Below are 16,016 nucleotides of genomic sequence, written 5' to 3' on the forward strand. Positions count from 1 at the left end.
TTACTGCGGCAGCGAGGAGACCTCCGTGTCCCATTTGCCAAGCAGCCGCTTGCGCTCCTCGCTCGAACCGTACTTCTTGAAGTCGTAGTCGATCAGCTTGATCGTCGACAGGTCTGGCGTCAGTTCCGACACGGCCGCCGCCTTGTTTGACGGCAGCTGGAACGACTTCACGTCCTTGGCCTTGCCCTGCATCTCGGCCGACAGCGCCCAGTCGTAGAACTTCTTGGCCGCCTCGGCGTTGCGCGCGCCCTTGATCAACGACATCGAGCCGATCTCATAGCCGGTGCCTTCGCACGGCGCGACAGTCACGATCGGGAAGCCCGCCGCCGTCTGCGCCACGGCATCATGCATGAACACGATGCCGACGGTGGTTTCGCCAAGCCCTGCTGCCTTGATCGGCGCCGAGCCCGACTTGGTGTACTGGTTGACGTTCTTGTGCAGGGCCTTCATGTACTCGAAGCCCTTGTCCTCGCCCATCAGCTGCACCATCGTCGCCAGCGTCGTGTAGGCGGTACCCGACGAGTTCGGGTTGGCGATCTGGATCTGGCCCTTGAACTCCGGCTTGGTCAGGTCGGCCCAGCACTTGGGCTCGGGTAAGCCGTTCTTGGCGAGCAGATCCTTGTTGTAGCCAAATCCGAGCGCGCCCGAATAGACGCCGATCGTCTTGTTGCCGGCGGCCTCGGCCTGCTTGATCGCCCAGTCGTGCAACTCGCCGCGCATCGGCGAGACATATTCCTCGGTCAGGTTTTCCTCGGCTGCCTGCAGATGCGGGTCACCGGTGCCGCCCCACCAGACGTCGCCCTTCGGGTTGCTCGCTTCGGCGCGCACCTGGGCATAGGTCTCGCCCGAGCTCTTGCGAGTCATGTCGACGGTGATGCCGGTCTTTTCCTCGAAGCCAGTCTTGATCTGCTGGCACCACGCTTCGTCAGCGCTGCAATAGAGCGTCAGGCTTTCAGCTTGCGCCGACGCGCCGCCGGCCATCATCAATGCGGCCAGCGCGGCCGAACGCGTAAAGGCAGTTTTCATATTTCGCTTCCCTCCACATAATTATTCGCCGTCTAACGATCTGATGTCGTTTTGGTCTCTTGCAGAGTGAGTGCTTTTTACGCATTTTGCAATCGTGTTCATTGCACTATCTTAAGCGTCATGAACCCAAGCGGGCCGAGGTGATACAAATCGAAGCCGACAGAGCTTCAGCGCAGGCAAAGGAAACGACCGGGCGAAAATGCCAAAGGACAAGAAGACCATCCGCAAGGCGAGCAACGGCGAGATCATCGCCCAGGTTGCCGCCATTCCGTTCCGTCTGAATGACCGGGGCGAACTCGAGGTCATGCTTGTCACCTCGCGCGGCACACGCCGTTTCATCGTGCCCAAGGGCTGGCCGATGAAGGGCAAGAGCGGCCGACAGGCGGCGCTGATCGAGGCCCGCGAAGAGGCTGGCGTGCGCGGCAAAGCGCTGAAAAAGCCGGCCGGCAGCTATTGTTACTGGAAGCGGCTGTCGACAAGCTTCGTCCACGTCGTGGTCACGGCCTATCTCGTCGAGGTCAGCGAAGAGCTCGAGGCCTGGCAGGAAGCCGGCGCACGCCAGCGTGCCTGGCTCTCGCCCGCCGATGCGGCGGTGCTGATCGACGAGCCCGAGCTTGCCACCCTAATGCGCAGCCTGTCGGCTGCCGACCTCATGCCGCCTGTCGAGGCCCTGGCCGAGGCGGCATCCTAGGCCACGGCCGAACGCTGCAAGATTGCAGCTGCAGGATTGCAGGCGCGACAATCCGATTGTATCAGGGACAGTGCGTTGCACATTTGTGCAACGCTTGCGAAGCGGTTCACCGCGTGGCCAAACTGGAGCTGTGCAATGTCCGAAATGAAGCCGGGCAGGTCATTCGTCAGCGCACAGCAGGTCGCTGAACTGGCCGGCGTGTCGCGCTCGGCGGTATCGCGCACCTTTACCGACGGCGCCAGCGTTTCCGAGACCACCCGCAAGAAGGTGCTCGAAGCAGCCGAACAGCTCGGCTACCACGTCAACCACCTCGCCCGCAGCCTGATCCACGAAGACAGCGGCATCGTCTGCCTGATCGGCGCCGACATCAACACGCCCTACCATTCGCGCCTGCTCGACGCGATCACGCGGCGCCTGCAGGCGATCAACCGCGTCGCCATGGTCATCAACACCTCGGGCGACAGCGACAGCGTCGAGGCAGCACTGCGCCAGACGCTCAACTACCGCGCCAATGCCACCGTCGTGTTATCGGGCACGCCGCCCGCGTCGCTGATCAACACCTGCATCAACAGCGGCCAGCACGTCATCCTGATCAACCGCGACGACCACCTCGACGGCCCCGAAAGCATCACCGTCGACAACACCGTCGCTGCCCGCGAAGCCTTCCACATGCTGCACCGCGCCGGCTGCCGCCGCATCGCAGTCGTCTCCTCGCAGGCCGGAACGCCCAGCCTCGTCGCCCGCGAGCGCGGCTTCGAAGAGGCGGCGCGCGAAGCGGGTCTCGGCGTCACCATCACCCGCGCCGGCCCGACAGGCTACGGTGCCGGCTTCGAGGCCGGGCGCCTGCTGCTCAGCGGCTCGGAGCGCCCCGACGCCGCCTTCTGCGTCACCGACCTGCTTGCCTGCGGCTTCATGGATGCGGCGCGTGTCGAATTCGGCATGAACGTGCCTGAGGAGCTCTGCGTCGTCGGCTTCGACGACATCGAGCAGGCCGGATGGGCCTCCTATCAGCTGACGACCTTCCGCCAGCCGATCGCCCAGATCGCCGAACACATCACGACATTGCTCGACAGCGACAATCCGGACGTTGTCAACGGCCCGGGCGCCGTCAGTGGTGGCCGCGTCTGCTTTCACGCAGCTCCGGTCTGGCGCCGAACGGTACGGCCCAAGTGATCGTCGCGCTCGATCTCACCGGTGGTGAGGTTGATGGAAAAATCGCGCGACGGCTGGCTGTCGAGCCAGTCCATCATCATGCGCATGAACGAGCCGAGGCGATCCTGCAGGCTGCCCCTGGGCCATGAACCGGCGGCATATCGCTGCGCCGTCTGGCGGTAGGCGGCGATGCGGTTGGCATCGATGAAGTCGAGCGCGATCTCCCTGCCCTTGCGCAGCCGGTACCAGTCGACGACCACCTCGAAGAACGGCAGCGCGGCCAACGCGCCATTTTGCTCGCGCCCGATGATGACGCCTGCATCCTCGACGGTGAGCGGGCGAGACGTGGCGGCAAAGGCATCCAGGTCACCAAGCGAAAGTTGTGGCACGAGACGAGCCAGATCCTGCGGCCATTCCTTGGGCAGGTAGCGGTGGCGCACCATCTCGGCGAGGTGTCGGCTGAGGAAGTCGGTATGGCTGGCCGCTTCTGTGACAGCGGCCGAGACGCCGTCCCTCGCCTCCTCGATGCGGTAGTAAGGAAACGCCGCGTCGTACCCCGGCACATCGGCGATGGTCACAGTCTCGACGTCGAGCTGTGCGCCGCCGATGTCGACGATCTTGTAGGCTGGCGGAAAGCCGACCATCGACGGCACCGCGATGTTGACGAGGAAATCGTCGCCGTCGCGGAACACAGCCGTGTCGTTGATATGCAGGTGGCCGCTGAAATGGATCTTGATACCGCTCGCGGCCGCGACCCTGGACACCTCGGGATTGGGCGTGCGACGCAGGAAGCTGGTGTCGTTGAGCAGCTTGGCTTCATCAGTCGAGGTGCCGTTGAGCGGGTCAATGATCGGATAGTGCGAAAAGGCGATCAACCGCTTGCCCGACGCCTTGGCCCGGGCCGCGACATCTGCCATCCAGTCGAGCACGAAGCCCTTGTTGCGCAGCATCGAATTCCAGCCGGCATCGGTGCTGTCGAGGTAGCTCTTTTCCAGCGTCGGATCGAGGTCGCCATTACGCGGCTCGAAGACATTGGCGTCGATCGACAGCAACCACAGCCCTTCGACGGGTTCGACAAGGAAAGAGGCATCGATCATGCGCCTGACGGTCTGCCCGTCGGCGGAAACGATCTCGAAGGTCCGCGCCTCCAGCCTGTCATCGGTCCCGAACGGGCACTCCCAGTGCAGGTCGCCGTCACGCCTGAAAAAGCCAAACGCCCCCAGCGCCGGGATGGCCGTGCCGTAGCCGCCGCAATACATCTCATCGGAGACGATGCGCTCGACGGAATCCCCCTGCCCCATTGCAGGATCGCTCGTCACCAGCGTGTGCGAGCCGTCGGCATTGAGGAAGCGTTTGCTCTGATGCCGGCCATCGATGGCATAGAGGTCGTGATTGCCGGGCGTCGCGACGAAGCGCAGGCCGAAGCGCCTAGAGTAGTCGTCGAGCAACGCGGTTGCCGCGGCCATGGTCGATTGCTGGCCGTCGTCGGTCAGGTCGCCGGCGACGACGACCAGCGAGATACCGCGTCGCACGATGTCGTCGAGCAATGCGCGGGTCGCGTGGTAACTCTCGTTGAACACGCGCGTCGACGCCGCCGTATCGGCGAGCGTCCGGATCGCCACCCCGTCGCCGACACCCACACCTTGCCGGTAGTTGATGTCGTGGAAATGCGGGTCGGCGATGACGGCAATCTTCATTTCATTCTCGCTGCGAGACGGCCTCGCCGTCAGTCCTTGTAAGCCAGGGCCGGCGCGGGCAAGCCCTTGTCGATCATGGCGATCCACTGCGCCGCCTTGCGCGCTGCCTCGACCAGCATCGGCTTGGGCGCCTCGTGCCATTCATCGCGGCGCAACTCGCGCTGCGTGCGCACATGGTCGAGGGCTGCGTCGAGCGTCGGGAATTTCTCGGGCATTTCGACATGCAGGAACAGCGCCACCAGCGACACCGAGCGGCTGCGGCCGCCACGGCAGTTGACCAGCACATTGCCTTTCTCGCGCCGCTTGTAGGTCGCCTTCTTCGGCAGCACCTGGCTCAGCGCACCACGCAGTAGATAGAAGCCCGACAACATCATGGTCTCGGGGTTGCCGTGACCATCGATCAGGCCGAGCTTGTAGTAGCGCACCGCACCGACGCCGTAGATGGCGTCAGCCGCCTCGCCCTCGCCGAACGGCTCGGTGGCGTAGTTGAAGTCGAGATTTACGGCGCAATTCACCACGGTGGTGATGTTCTTTTGCTTGAGCAGCTCGAGGTCGCCAGCACCATCCATGCCGCCGACATAGATGTCGATGCCATAGCCGGCGATGTCGCGTTCGATCAGGCTGAGCGCCGGGCGCTCATATCGCGGGCTATTGAGGTCCATGTGGGGGCCTTGATGCTGGATGGTGTCTGGAAAAATTCACTTGCCGGCTTCGAGAGCGATGCCGGTCGCCTCGCTCATGCCGAGCGCCACGCCGGGCGCCGCAGCCAGCACCGCCCCGCCCTTGGTCAGGCCGCTCACCGACAGGAATGGAGCGACGACGCCACCAGCCTCCTTGACCATCAAAAGCCCGGCCAGGCAGTCCCAGGCGTGCATGTGCAGCTCGGCATAGGCATCCGAGCGGCCGTCGGCGACGTAGGCAAGACCCAGCGCACCCGAAGCGCCACGGCGCACATTGGCGCCACGCTCGAGGATGTTGGACAGCACTTCGAGATAACGCGTGTTGGTCTTGCGGTTCGACCAGCCGAACTCGACGCAAGCGGCGTTGAAATCGCGCGTCCTGGCAACCGACAACGGCTTGCCGTTGCGGGTTCCGCCGTGCCCGCGACGGGCGAAATACAGCTCGTCCAGCACCGGGTTGTAGATCGCACCGATCTCGGTCTCGCCATTGCTGACGAAGGCGATCGAAATGCAGAAATGCGGAATGTCGCGGGCAAAATTCGCTGTACCGTCGATCGGATCGACGACCCAGATATCCGACTTGATCGCCCCGCCGCCTTCCTCGCCGAGGAAACCGTCCTCGGGGAACGCTTCGGCGATGCGTGCCTTGAGATGCCGCTCGACCGCGGCGTCCGTCTCGGTCAGGAAGTCTTGCGGCCCCTTCATGTCAAAGCCAGCCACGCGGTTGGTGAACCCGTCAAGCGCCACCGCACCCGCCGAACGCGCGATGTCGCGGCAGAATGCTGCGCGCCGGTCGATGCCGGTTTCTGCAGTGGCTTCGGTGGCTGTTGCGTGAACCGTCATTTTCAATGCCGCCTGTGGTACAGTTGACCTCAAATTGCACAGCTGTGCAAAATCGTCAACGCATTAAGTTGAATAGTGTTTCTGTAACTCGACGAAGCTCGTGTTGCCGACGATCTCGTGCGGATGCACACGCGTTCCGTCATGCCGCATCTCGTGCCCGTGCCGCATCGCGACCGTCAGAGATGCGTCGCGCCACCCGCATCAGCGTCGGATAGTCGGCACCCTCGCCCAGCGCGACATAGCCGGGGCACATGAAGTCAGGCACGCCGGCATCAACCTTGCCGAGGGTCAGCGGATAATAGCTGCCGCCGGCCTGCCTGAGGATGAGCACCGCCGCCGCCACGTCCCACGGGTTGCTGCCAAATCCGGCCGAAGCATCGACCCAGCCGGCCGCGACATGGCACAGGCTGAGCGCTCCGCTACCCGGCCGCCGCAGCGTCGAGAAGGTCTCGACCAGCTCGCCGAAATTGGCCAGCGTCTGCTCCTGCCCATCGCGCCTGAAATCGCGGGCCACGGGATAGCCCGTGATCAGCGTCGCGTGCCGCTCGTCTGCGATGGCGCGCGAGCGCAACGGCTCGCCATTCAGCCAGGCACCGGTCAGGTCGGCCGAAAACAGCTTGTCGGCGACAGGGTCGTAGACAGCGCCGGCGACGACCTCGCCGTCGATCGCCGCGCCAACCGAGATACACCAGAAGGCAAAGCCGCGGGCGAAGTTGGAGGTACCGTCGATCGGATCGACATACCAGCGCACCCGGCCAGCTCCGCTCTCGCCAGCCTCCTCGCCAACGACGACCGAGTCAGGCACCTCACCCAGGATGAAGGCGCGGATCGCCACTTCCGATTCCTTGTCGTGTTTGGTCACCACGTCGTGCAGGTCGACCTTGTAGTCGACTGCGATGTTCGACCGGAATGCCGCCAGCAGAGGCTCGCGCATGAGCTGCGACGCCTGTTCGGCGACGGCGCGCAGGCGCCTGGATTCCTCGATATCAGTCATGCCGCGATCCCGCGCGTGGCTTTTTGGAAGAGGCCGAGCAAACCGACCGGATCGGCAACGATGGCGTCCGGCTTGAGCTTCAAATCATAGGGCAGATCATAGGTGCCCTTGGCTTCCATCAGGATGTTGCCGCCGATGCCGGCACGTTTGCCGCACAGCACGTCGCGGTCGAAATTGTCGCCGACATACCAGGCTGCTTCGGGCTCGATGCCGAGCGCCCGCGTCGCCAGCCAGATCATCTCGGGGTTCGGCTTGCGCAGCTTGACCTCGTCGCTGTGGATGACGACGGCGAAGCGCCCGGTCAGCCCGTGCGCGTCGAGGAAATCGATATGCACCTGGCCACACAGTGCGTTGCTGACGATGCCAACCGGTACGCCTGCCGCATCCGCCGCGTCGAGCAGGTCGAGCATGCCGGTGCGCAGCACACGTTCGCTCTTCCAGTTGCCCATCTTGCGGCAGAGGTCATAGGCCTCGCTCACGACGACATCCCGCGCCTGCTGCGGCCAGTCGCCGGCGACGAAATCGCCCCAGAATTCCTCGTGCCTGAGTTCGCGCGGCGACAGCGGCCGCGACATCGCATCCTTCCAGTGCGAGTCGGCGATACCACCCGCCTTGATGTCAGCGGTGAACTGCTCGACCGACAGCTCCGATGCTTGCGCGCCGGCCTGGACGAGCAGGCCATGCACATGCAAGGCCAGTCGCTCCCTCCAACCCGGCAGATGCGTCGTCGACACGATGACGCCGCCGAAGTCGAGCAACAACGCCTTGGGAGCCGCGAGTTTCCTCGCCGAGGTTCCGGTCATTCAAAATCTCCATGTCGCCCGGTGGAAAAAAGTGGGCGGAGCCGAAGGAGAAGGGCTCCGCCCCAGTCCACCGGAAAGCTATTTCTTGTAGGCGACGCGCCAGAGGTCCTGCCAATCCTGGCGCGCATCCCAGTCTTCGAGTGCCGTCGAGGCGTCGTATTGCTGCAGCCTGCCCAGCACCTTGCCGATGCCCGAGGGCTCGTCGGCGGGCAGGCCGATATCAGGGTTGGTCGGCAGCTTGCCGTCCTTCACCTGCGGCGCGATGCCTTCCTCGGTCAGGATATAGTGGATGAACAGCTTGGCCGCGTTCGGGCTCTTGGTGCCGGTCGCGATCAGCCCGAGCTTGACATAGGTCCAGCCCGGCCAGGGATCGAGCCCTTCACAGAGCCCGAGCTTGAAGCCCTTGTCGGCATTGTCGCGGAACTTGGCCGAACTCATCAGGCCAAAGAACGGCTCCTTCTGGCCGGGCGCGCCTACGGCTTCCGAGATCGCATCGTCGGCGTCGGCAAGCAGCGGCGAATTGCCGGCAAAACCCTTGACCCAGGCGGCCGTGGCGCTGTCTTCGCCGACCTCGATGTCTTTGCCGAAATGCGCCTTGTAGGCAGCCTTCATCTTGTCGTCGTCATGCGTCGCCGTCTGGTTGAACCAATCCGGGTAGGTGCCTTTCGACAGCGGGTCGTAGAAGGCGACCTTGCCCTTCCATTTGGGATCGGTGAGCTCCCAGATGTTCTTCACCGGGCAGGCACTGTAGGCCTCGGTGTTGTAGGCCCAGACAGCGGCATTGGTGGTGATCGCCAACGGGTTCTGGAACTTGGCCGGAATCTTGTCGGCCATGTCTGGCGGCAGGTAGCTCTCGACGAATTTCTGCGGCAAAAGCTGCGCCAGCCCAGCCGGCGCATCGGTGATCAGCACGACGTCACCCTTGACGTTCTTAGCCTGGCCCTCGCGCACGATCATCTCGAGCTGCGCGCTGGCCGACACTTTGATGCCAGTCGCCTTCACCCCGTATTTGGCGGTGAAGTTCTCGGCCATTTCGACGATCTTGCCGGTGCTGTCATAGATGTTGATCGGCGCCTCCTTCTTCGCCGCCTCGACCAGCGCGTTGAGGTCGAAAGCTTCCGCCCGCGCCGGAGCCGACGCCATCACCATAGCTGTCATCAGTCCGGCCAGCGCCGTCGTTGCGAGTGCAAACTTCCTGCTCGTTCCAAATGCCGGTTTCATCGTTTCCTCCCCAAAAATCCGGCTGAAACGCGCCCGGCGTCAGTGCCGGGCGCGGCAGTGCAAGCGCTATTTCTTGTAGTTGATGCGCCAGAGGTCCTGCCAATCCTGGCGCGCGTCCCAGTCGCTCTGGGCCGACGCCGAATCGTAGGGGAAGATCTGGTCCAGCACCTTGCCGATGCCCGAGGGTTCGTCGTCAGGCAGCTTGGCGTCGCTGTTGGTCGACATCTTGCCGTCGGCCGCCTGCGGGGCGATGCCCTCCTCGGTCATCAGATAGTGGATGAACAGCTTGGACGCGTTCGGGCTGTCGGTGCCCTTGGCGATGAAGCCGAGGCTCGGATACATCCAACCGGCGAAAGGCTTCAGATCCTTGCACAGGCCGAGCTTGGAGCCGACATCCTGGTTGTTGCGGAACTTGGCAGAGCTGATAAGGCCGATGAACTGTTCCTTCTGGTCGGGCGCGCCGACCGCCTGTGCCGCCGCCTCGTCAGCGTCAGTGAGCAGCGGGCCGTTGGCGGCGAGCGCCTTGACCCAGGCGCCGGTGGCGCCGTCCTCACCCGCTTCAAGATCCTTGCCGTAATACTCCTTGTAGGCGGCAGCCACCTTGTCGTCGGCATTGGTCGCCATCTGGTTGAACCAGTCGACATAGGACGCCTTGTTGAGCGGGTCCTGCATGGCGAGCTTGCCCTTCCACTTGGCCTCCGTCAGCTCCCAGATGTTCTTCACCGGGCAGCTTTCGTTGAGCTGGGTGTTGTAGGCAAAGACGTTGGCCTCGTTGGAGACGGTCAGCGGGTTCTGGTATTGCGCCGGGATCTTGGCGGCGAGATCCGGCGGCAGCCAGCTCTCGACGAAGCCCTGCGGCACCAGCTGCGCCACGCCGGCGGGCACGTCGCTGATCTGGATGACGTCGCCCTGCACATTCTTGGCCTGGCCCTCGCGGATCACCATTTCCAGCTGGGCGGCGGCGTTGGCCTTGGTGCCTGTCGCCTGCACGCCATACTTCTTGGTGAACGCCTCGGCCTGCTTCACGATCTTGCCGGTGCTCGAATAGACGTTGATCGGCGGTTCCTTCTTCGCCGCCTCGATCAGCGCGTTGAGGTCGAACTCCTCTGCCTGCGCGGCGCCTGTAAACAGGCCGGCAACGACGCCAAGCGCTGTCGCCGCCAGGAGCCGTTTCATGGTGAAAGCTCTGCTCATTCTCTCCTCCCTTTTCAGGCCGGCGCAATGCCGGCCGTCTCGTTCCCGATAGTCCTGCTTCCCAAGGGGCAGTCCTCCACCGCCCCAAGGGAATCTCTTCAATGCAGCTTCGCCGGCCGCATCAACCTGTCCGCCATCTCCATGCGCTGGCCCGCCTTGTCGAAGACGTGCAGCGCCTTGGATTTGGCCCACCAGGTCACGGCCTCGCCGACCTCGACCTCGGGCGACTGGTGCGTGGTCAAGAACAGCTTTTCACCCGATGCGGTCAGCTCGATGATCCAGCTGCCGCCGGTTGGCAGGATGCCGGTCACCTCGGCCTCGCCAGCAATGGCACCGTCGGCTACGCCGCGCTCGGCGTCGGCCAGCCTGAGAGCCTCAGGCCTGATGCCGACCGAGCCGGCATCGCGCAGCTCGGCGAAACGTGCGCCGAGATAGGCATTGGCGAGCCGCGACATCTCCGACCTGCCATCGCCCAGCTCGACGATGTTGATCGGCGGGTTGCCGACAAACTGCGCCACGAAGCGGTTGGCGGGCCTGTCGTAAATGTCGTTGGGCGTGCCGACCTGCTGAAGCTGGCCTTCGCTCATCACCGCAATGGTGGTGGCGAGCGTCATCGCCTCCCACTGGTCGTGGGTGACGAACACGATCGTCGTCTTGAACTCGGCATGCAGGCGCTTGAGCTCGGCGCGCATCTCGAGCCTGAGTGCGGCATCGAGATTGGACAGCGGCTCGTCGAGCAGCAGCACTTCCGGGTTGACCGCCAGCATGCGGGCCAGTGCCACGCGCTGCTGCTGGCCGCCCGACAGCTGCGAGGGATAGCGATCACGGTACTTCTCGATGCCGAGCGTCTTCATCACCTGGTCGACACGCTGCTCGCGCTCGGCCTTGGGCATCTTGCGCAACCTAAGGCCGAAGTCGGTGTTGCGCTCGATGGTCAGATGCGGCCACAGCGCGTAGCTCTGGAACACCAGCCCCATCTCGCGCTTTTCCGGCGGGATGAACACACCCTCGACGACGGAGTCGACGACGCGCGGCCCGACCCGGATTTCGCCTGCCGTCAGATGCTCCAGTCCGGCGATCATGCGCAAAGTCGTGGTCTTGCCGCAGCCGGATGGCCCCAGCAGGCACATGAACTCGCCATCGCCGATTTCGAGGTCGAGATCGGCCACCGCATTGGCGGAGTTGCCGCCATAGTTCTTCTCGACGCCGCTCAGGTTGATCTTCGGCATGTCAGTTCCCCAGTCCTTGCGCGAGATTGGTCTTGGTCAGCTTCTGGCCGAGCAGCGCGCCGAAATAGGCGAGGCCGGCGATGATCAGCACGACGGCGTTGGCGGCCTGCGTGTAGTGGTAGTCGACGAGCCGGAGCGAATAGGTGGTCAGCACGTCGGTCGACGGCACCGCCAGCACGACGAACAGGCTGAGCCCCTTGATGCCCGAGATGAAGGGCAACAGGATGCCCGTCGTCAGCGACCCCTTCTGGATCGGGATGACGATCGAGATCATGCGGCGGAACCAGCCGGCGCCGGCGATCTGCGCCGCCTCCTCGGGCTCCTTGCCAAGCTGCGTCATCGCAGCAATACCGGCGCGCGAGGCATAAGGCATCTGGTCGGCAATCAGCGCCAGCATCAGGATCAGTGTCGTACCGTAAAGTGCGGGGATCGGCCCGCGCGGCACGGCAAACAGCGAGAGATAGGCTGCGGCAAAGGCGATGCCCGGCACCAGGTAAGGCAGGAACGTCACCTGGCGCAGGAACGTGCCAAGCGGCTTCACCTGAGTACGCGCCACGACATAGCCGACCAGCAGACCGAGGATGCCCGAGGTGATCGAGGCCACGCCGACGATGCGCAGGCTGTTCCAGGCCGCGTTCCACAAATCGGGGCTCAACAGGATACCGGTCTGCAACGCCACCGTGTTGAGGTTGGTGCCGATCCAGTAGTCGAGCGTGAAATTGTCGAGGTTGAACTGGCCGGGCACCCGCATGATCGTCGACAGGAACAGCGTTCCGATCGGCAAGCCGACGCTGAGCAGGAACATCAGCGCGGCAAAGCCGGTTGCCGGCATGCGCAGGATGCCGAGCGGGCTCAGCCGATTCATCGAGCCCTTGGAGCCGATGGTGACGAAGCGGCGTGCTTCCCGCATCAGCCGGGCATCGATGGTGATGGTGATGATGCCGATCAGCATGATCGCACCGGCCAGAACGGCACCCACGCCGACCTGGCGCGACGAGATGTTCTGGTAGAGCGAGGTCGCCAACACGTCGAAATTGACCGGCAGGCCGAGCACATAGGGCACGCCGAACTCGCCAAGGCACTTGGCGAAGATCAGCACCATCGCCGACATCAGCGACGGGCGCATCAGCGGCATGATGATCTTGCTGGCAACCGTCAGCCTGCTGGCGCCGAGAATGCGGGCCGAGTCCTCGAGCTGCGAGTCGAAGCGGCGCAGCGCGTTGCCGAACAGCAGGATGACGAAGGGCGAATAGTGCAGCGCCAGGATGATGGTCACCGGCAGCTGGCCGTAGGACAGCCAGTCGGGTGGCGAAAAGCCGATCGATTCCAGCCAGCCGGGCTGGCCGCCGACGGTGCGGTTCTTGAACAAGGTCGTCCAGGCGAGCGCGAAGGTCCAAGCCGGCAGCATGTAGGGCACTATGAGAGCTGTCGCGAACCAGCGGCGGCCGAACATGTCGGTGCGGCTGAGCAGCCAGGCGAGCGTGCCGCCGACAAGCATCGACAGCGTGATCGCGCCAGCCGCCACGCTCAGCGTGTTAACCAACGGCTCCCAGAACAGGTCGTGCGAGATCCGCGAGAGGAAGACGCGGTCGATATAGTACCAGGTCAGCTCGCCGACATCCTGCTTGATGCGGCGCTCGTCGCCGAACTGCACTCGCATGGCGTCCGACAACATCGAGATGATCGGCACGACAATGAGATAGGCAAACAAGGCCGCGGCCAGAACGCCGATGATCGTCGTCGGCTCGCGCAGAGCCACCTTCGTCCGGTAGCGCAGGCGCTGCGAGCGGGTCGGCAACAGCCGCGCCGCCACCGTCCTTTGGTTCACGACCGTGGGCTTCGCCACCGTCTGAACCGAGCTCTGCGACTGGCCGCTCACGAGGCAAAGCTCCGCTGGCAGATTCCGTCATGACTGCTGCACTCGCCACCGGAAACGATCCGGCGCAGATGCACGGCATGGCCAACATGCGATGGCACGAGCATGAATTCTCCTCCGTTGGGTGCCTTGAAGCGGACCTTGCGCCCATGCGGCCTGAGCCGCCCGGACACCCCTCACCCGCCCTGCTTCCGACACCACCGCCGCCTCCAGGCGGTGCGGCACATTCCCGTGCCTGTTGGCATATTCATTCCATCGGCGGCACGTTCGTGTCAATCCAGAATATGCAGAAAGTTGCACAGGCGTGCAAATCATATGATTTTGTCTGAAACTGCCATATTTTATGAGCATTGGCTTCAACCAGCCCCAATGAGATGGTTCATACCAGCCGCGAATATGCACTGCCGTGCAATGCACAAAATGAGACCCCGTAGAAACCTGCCAAAATCAACGAGAAAGCACTCTCGGCGCGCGATCCGAACGGCGCCTCTTTCGCGGTGCACTCAACATCTCTAGGGTGCGCCGCACGTAAGAACCGCAAGGAATCGGGAATGTCGAACGAGCAGAAATCAGCGCCAGCAAAAAACGGCAAGGTAGCGCTGATCACCGGTGTGACCGGACAGGACGGCGCCTATCTTGCCGAGATCCTGATCTCAAAGGGTTACGTCGTCCACGGCATCAAGCGCCGCTCGTCGTCCTTCAACACTGGCCGCATCGAGCATCTCTACGAGGACCCGCATGTCGCCGACCCCAGGCTGATCCTGCATCACGGCGACCTCACCGACGCCACCAACCTGATCCGCATCGTGCAGGAAACGCAGCCCGACGAGATCTACAATCTCGGCGCTCAGTCGCACGTCCAGGTCAGCTTCGAAACGCCTGAATACACCGCCAACTCAGACGCGCTCGGCCCGCTCAGGCTGCTGGAGGCGATCCGCCTGCTCGGCCTCGTCGGCAAGACGCGCTTCTATCAGGCCTCGACGTCCGAGCTCTATGGCAACATACCGGCGCCGCAGAACGAGACCTCGGGCTTCGCTCCACGTTCGCCCTATGCGGCCGCCAAGCTCTACGCCTACTGGATCGTTGCCAACTACCGCGAGGCCTATGGCATCCACGCTTCCAACGGCATCCTGTTCAACCACGAAAGCCCGTTGCGCGGCGAAACCTTCGTCACCCGCAAGATCAGCCGCGCCGTGGCCGCCATCGAGGCCGGCATCCAGGATCGGCTCTATCTCGGCAATCTCGATGCCCGTCGCGACTGGGGTCATGCCCGCGACTACGCGCTCGGCATGTGGATGATGCTGCAGCAGGACAAGCCCGACGATTACGTGCTCGCCACCGGCGAGGCCCACAAGATCCGCTCCTTTGTCGAAAAGGCCTTCGCCGAGATCGGCACCAACATTGAATGGCGTGGCGAGAGCGTTGGCGAGACCGGCATCGACAGCGCCACCGGCCGCGTTCTCGTCGAGATCGACCCGCGCTATTTCCGCCCCACCGAAGTCGATTACCTGCTCGGCGACGCCTCCAAGGCGCGCAAGGCGCTCGGCTGGCACCACAACACCAGCTTCGACCAGCTGGTGGCCGAGATGGTGCGCGAGGACCGTCGCGCGCTGGCAAGAACCAGTGAGCGGACGAATGGCTGATGTTCTCTACCCGCTTGCCGGCAAGCGCGTCTGGGTCGCCGGACACCGCGGCATGGTCGGCACAGCCTTGGTGCGCCGCCTGGCGCAGGAAGACTGCGAAGTCATCACTGCCGGGCGCGACATTGTCGACCTAACCCGACAGGCCGAGGTCGAGGCCTGGTTGGGCGAGACCCGTCCCCAGGCCGTGCTGCTTGCTGCGGCCAAGGTCGGCGGCATCCTGGCGAACGCCACCTACCCTGCCGAATTTCTCTACGAGAACCTCGCCATCGAGACCAACGTCATCCACGCTTCACACAAGGTCGGCGTGGAGAAGCTGCTGTTCCTCGGTTCGAGCTGTATCTATCCGAAGTTCGCGGCCCAACCGATATCGGAGGATTCGCTGCTTACCGGCGCGCTCGAGCCGACAAACGAGTGGTACGCCATCGCCAAGATCGCCGGCCTCAAGCTTGCCGAGGCTTATCGCAAGCAGCATGGCGTCGACTTCATCTCGGCAATGCCGACCAATCTCTACGGCCCGGGCGACAATTTCGACCTGACGTCCAGCCATGTCCTGCCGGCGCTGATCCGCAAGGCGCATGAGGCTAAGCGATCTGGCGCGTCCGAGCTGACGATCTGGGGCAGCGGCACGCCGCGCCGCGAATTCTTGCACGTCGACGACGCGGCCGACGCCATGGTATTCCTGCTCAAGTCCTATTCCGGCGACCAGCACGTCAATGTCGGTTCCGGCAGCGACGTGACCATTCTCGAACTGGCGGAAACCGTGGCGCGTGTCGTCGGCTTCGAGGGCCGCATCGCCCTCGACACGTCCAAGCCGGACGGCACGCCGCGCAAGCTGATGAGCGGCGACAAGCTCGCCCATCTCGGCTGGCAGCCGCGCATCGAACTCGAAAATGGCATCCGATCGACCTACGACTGGTTCGTCAAAAACGCGCTTTAGCTAAAACCGGACGCGCCGGCCTCGGCTGGC

15 protein-coding genes are annotated in these 16,016 nt (G+C 63.8%); 5 read left to right on the forward strand and 10 right to left on the reverse strand.

What is annotated here, in order from left to right; translation table 11 throughout:
• Positions 1-1,026, reverse strand: a complete 1,026-nt coding sequence (locus ACSQ3E_RS27680) for an ABC transporter substrate-binding protein (protein WP_436125125.1) — start codon at positions 1,024-1,026, stop codon at positions 1-3.
• A gap of 199 nt (positions 1,027-1,225) precedes the next feature.
• On the opposite strand from ACSQ3E_RS27680, the gene ACSQ3E_RS27685 reads away from it, so the two are divergent.
• Complete coding sequence (locus ACSQ3E_RS27685) at positions 1,226-1,717, forward strand: NUDIX hydrolase (RefSeq protein WP_310321625.1); 492 nt, start codon at positions 1,226-1,228, stop codon at positions 1,715-1,717.
• A gap of 135 nt (positions 1,718-1,852) precedes the next feature.
• Entirely contained in the window at positions 1,853-2,890 is a 1,038-nt protein-coding gene (locus ACSQ3E_RS27690; RefSeq protein WP_436125126.1) for a LacI family DNA-binding transcriptional regulator, read from the forward strand.
• Here ACSQ3E_RS27690 and ACSQ3E_RS27695 read toward each other — a convergent pair.
• From ACSQ3E_RS27695 to ACSQ3E_RS27735, 9 genes are all read right to left on the reverse strand, one after another.
• Positions 2,848-4,566, reverse strand: a complete 1,719-nt coding sequence (locus ACSQ3E_RS27695) for a metallophosphoesterase family protein (RefSeq protein ID WP_436125127.1) — start codon at positions 4,564-4,566, stop codon at positions 2,848-2,850. The two genes, ACSQ3E_RS27690 and ACSQ3E_RS27695, sit on opposite strands and share 43 nt — an antisense overlap.
• Positions 4,567-4,595: 29 nt before the next feature.
• Positions 4,596-5,228, reverse strand: coding sequence for a dual specificity protein phosphatase family protein (locus ACSQ3E_RS27700; RefSeq protein WP_436125128.1), 633 nt, complete (start codon positions 5,226-5,228; stop codon positions 4,596-4,598).
• A 36-nt stretch (positions 5,229-5,264) separates the two neighbouring features.
• The gene (locus ACSQ3E_RS27705) at positions 5,265-6,089 is read right to left on the reverse strand and encodes an inositol monophosphatase family protein (protein WP_436125129.1); all 825 of its coding nucleotides are present in this window, start codon (positions 6,087-6,089) and stop codon (positions 5,265-5,267) included.
• A 139-nt stretch (positions 6,090-6,228) separates the two neighbouring features.
• A complete protein-coding gene (locus ACSQ3E_RS27710) occupies positions 6,229-7,083 on the reverse strand; it encodes an inositol monophosphatase family protein (protein ID WP_436125130.1) in 855 nt (284 codons plus the stop codon).
• Positions 7,080-7,886: an HAD family hydrolase gene (locus ACSQ3E_RS27715; protein WP_436125131.1), complete on the reverse strand. Its 807-nt coding sequence runs from the start codon at positions 7,884-7,886 to the stop codon at positions 7,080-7,082. Before ACSQ3E_RS27715 ends, ACSQ3E_RS27710 begins: the two co-directional genes overlap by 4 nt.
• A 78-nt stretch (positions 7,887-7,964) precedes the next feature.
• A complete protein-coding gene (locus tag ACSQ3E_RS27720; RefSeq protein ID WP_436125132.1) occupies positions 7,965-9,107 on the reverse strand; it encodes an ABC transporter substrate-binding protein in 1,143 nt (380 codons plus the stop codon).
• A gap of 66 nt (positions 9,108-9,173) precedes the next feature.
• The gene (locus ACSQ3E_RS27725; protein WP_436125133.1) at positions 9,174-10,301 is read right to left on the reverse strand and encodes an ABC transporter substrate-binding protein; all 1,128 of its coding nucleotides are present in this window, start codon (positions 10,299-10,301) and stop codon (positions 9,174-9,176) included.
• Between the two features lie 98 nt (positions 10,302-10,399).
• Positions 10,400-11,530 carry an ABC transporter ATP-binding protein gene (locus ACSQ3E_RS27730; protein ID WP_310321601.1) on the reverse strand — a complete coding sequence of 377 codons (1,131 nt, stop codon included), beginning with the start codon at positions 11,528-11,530 and terminating at the stop codon, positions 10,400-10,402.
• 1 nt (position 11,531) lies between these two features.
• Entirely contained in the window at positions 11,532-13,358 is a 1,827-nt protein-coding gene (locus ACSQ3E_RS27735) for an ABC transporter permease (protein ID WP_436125166.1), read from the reverse strand.
• Positions 13,359-13,438: 80 nt separating this feature from the next.
• Between ACSQ3E_RS27735 and ACSQ3E_RS27740 the strand changes: the two genes are divergently transcribed.
• From ACSQ3E_RS27740 to fcl, 3 genes are all read left to right on the forward strand, one after another.
• A complete protein-coding gene (locus ACSQ3E_RS27740; protein ID WP_310321597.1) occupies positions 13,439-13,735 on the forward strand; it encodes a hypothetical protein in 297 nt (98 codons plus the stop codon).
• Positions 13,736-13,957: 222 nt separating this feature from the next.
• Positions 13,958-15,049 (forward strand): GDP-mannose 4,6-dehydratase, encoded by a 1,092-nt coding sequence (gene gmd, locus ACSQ3E_RS27745; protein WP_310321596.1) that lies wholly within the window; start codon positions 13,958-13,960, stop codon positions 15,047-15,049.
• Positions 15,042-15,986 carry a GDP-L-fucose synthase gene (fcl, locus tag ACSQ3E_RS27750; protein ID WP_436125134.1) on the forward strand — a complete coding sequence of 315 codons (945 nt, stop codon included), beginning with the start codon at positions 15,042-15,044 and terminating at the stop codon, positions 15,984-15,986. The genes gmd and fcl overlap by 8 nt, the downstream gene beginning before the upstream one ends.
• Positions 15,987-16,016: the final 30 nt, after the last annotated feature.

The organism is Aminobacter sp. LjRoot7 (assembly GCF_964252895.1).
GTDB classification, from domain to species: domain Bacteria; phylum Pseudomonadota; class Alphaproteobacteria; order Rhizobiales; family Rhizobiaceae; genus Aminobacter; species Aminobacter aminovorans_B.

Bases quoted from the DNA above. Each gene is read 5' to 3' on its own strand.
- ACSQ3E_RS27680 (WP_436125125.1), bottom strand. From the start codon at position 1,026: ATGAAAACTGCCTTTACGCGTTCGGCCGCGCTGGCCGCATTGATGATG.
- ACSQ3E_RS27685 (WP_310321625.1), top strand. From the start codon at position 1,226: ATGCCAAAGGACAAGAAGACCATCCGCAAGGCGAGCAACGGCGAGATC.
- ACSQ3E_RS27690 (WP_436125126.1), top strand. From the start codon at position 1,853: ATGTCCGAAATGAAGCCGGGCAGGTCATTCGTCAGCGCACAGCAGGTC.
- ACSQ3E_RS27695 (WP_436125127.1), bottom strand. From the start codon at position 4,566: ATGAAGATTGCCGTCATCGCCGACCCGCATTTCCACGACATCAACTAC.
- ACSQ3E_RS27700 (WP_436125128.1), bottom strand. From the start codon at position 5,228: ATGGACCTCAATAGCCCGCGATATGAGCGCCCGGCGCTCAGCCTGATC.
- ACSQ3E_RS27705 (WP_436125129.1), bottom strand. From the start codon at position 6,089: ATGACGGTTCACGCAACAGCCACCGAAGCCACTGCAGAAACCGGCATC.
- ACSQ3E_RS27710 (WP_436125130.1), bottom strand. From the start codon at position 7,083: ATGACTGATATCGAGGAATCCAGGCGCCTGCGCGCCGTCGCCGAACAG.
- ACSQ3E_RS27715 (WP_436125131.1), bottom strand. From the start codon at position 7,886: ATGACCGGAACCTCGGCGAGGAAACTCGCGGCTCCCAAGGCGTTGTTG.
- ACSQ3E_RS27720 (WP_436125132.1), bottom strand. From the start codon at position 9,107: ATGAAACCGGCATTTGGAACGAGCAGGAAGTTTGCACTCGCAACGACG.
- ACSQ3E_RS27725 (WP_436125133.1), bottom strand. From the start codon at position 10,301: ATGAGCAGAGCTTTCACCATGAAACGGCTCCTGGCGGCGACAGCGCTT.
- ACSQ3E_RS27730 (WP_310321601.1), bottom strand. From the start codon at position 11,530: ATGCCGAAGATCAACCTGAGCGGCGTCGAGAAGAACTATGGCGGCAAC.
- ACSQ3E_RS27740 (WP_310321597.1), top strand. From the start codon at position 13,439: ATGACTGCTGCACTCGCCACCGGAAACGATCCGGCGCAGATGCACGGC.
- gmd (WP_310321596.1), top strand. From the start codon at position 13,958: ATGTCGAACGAGCAGAAATCAGCGCCAGCAAAAAACGGCAAGGTAGCG.
- fcl (WP_436125134.1), top strand. From the start codon at position 15,042: ATGGCTGATGTTCTCTACCCGCTTGCCGGCAAGCGCGTCTGGGTCGCC.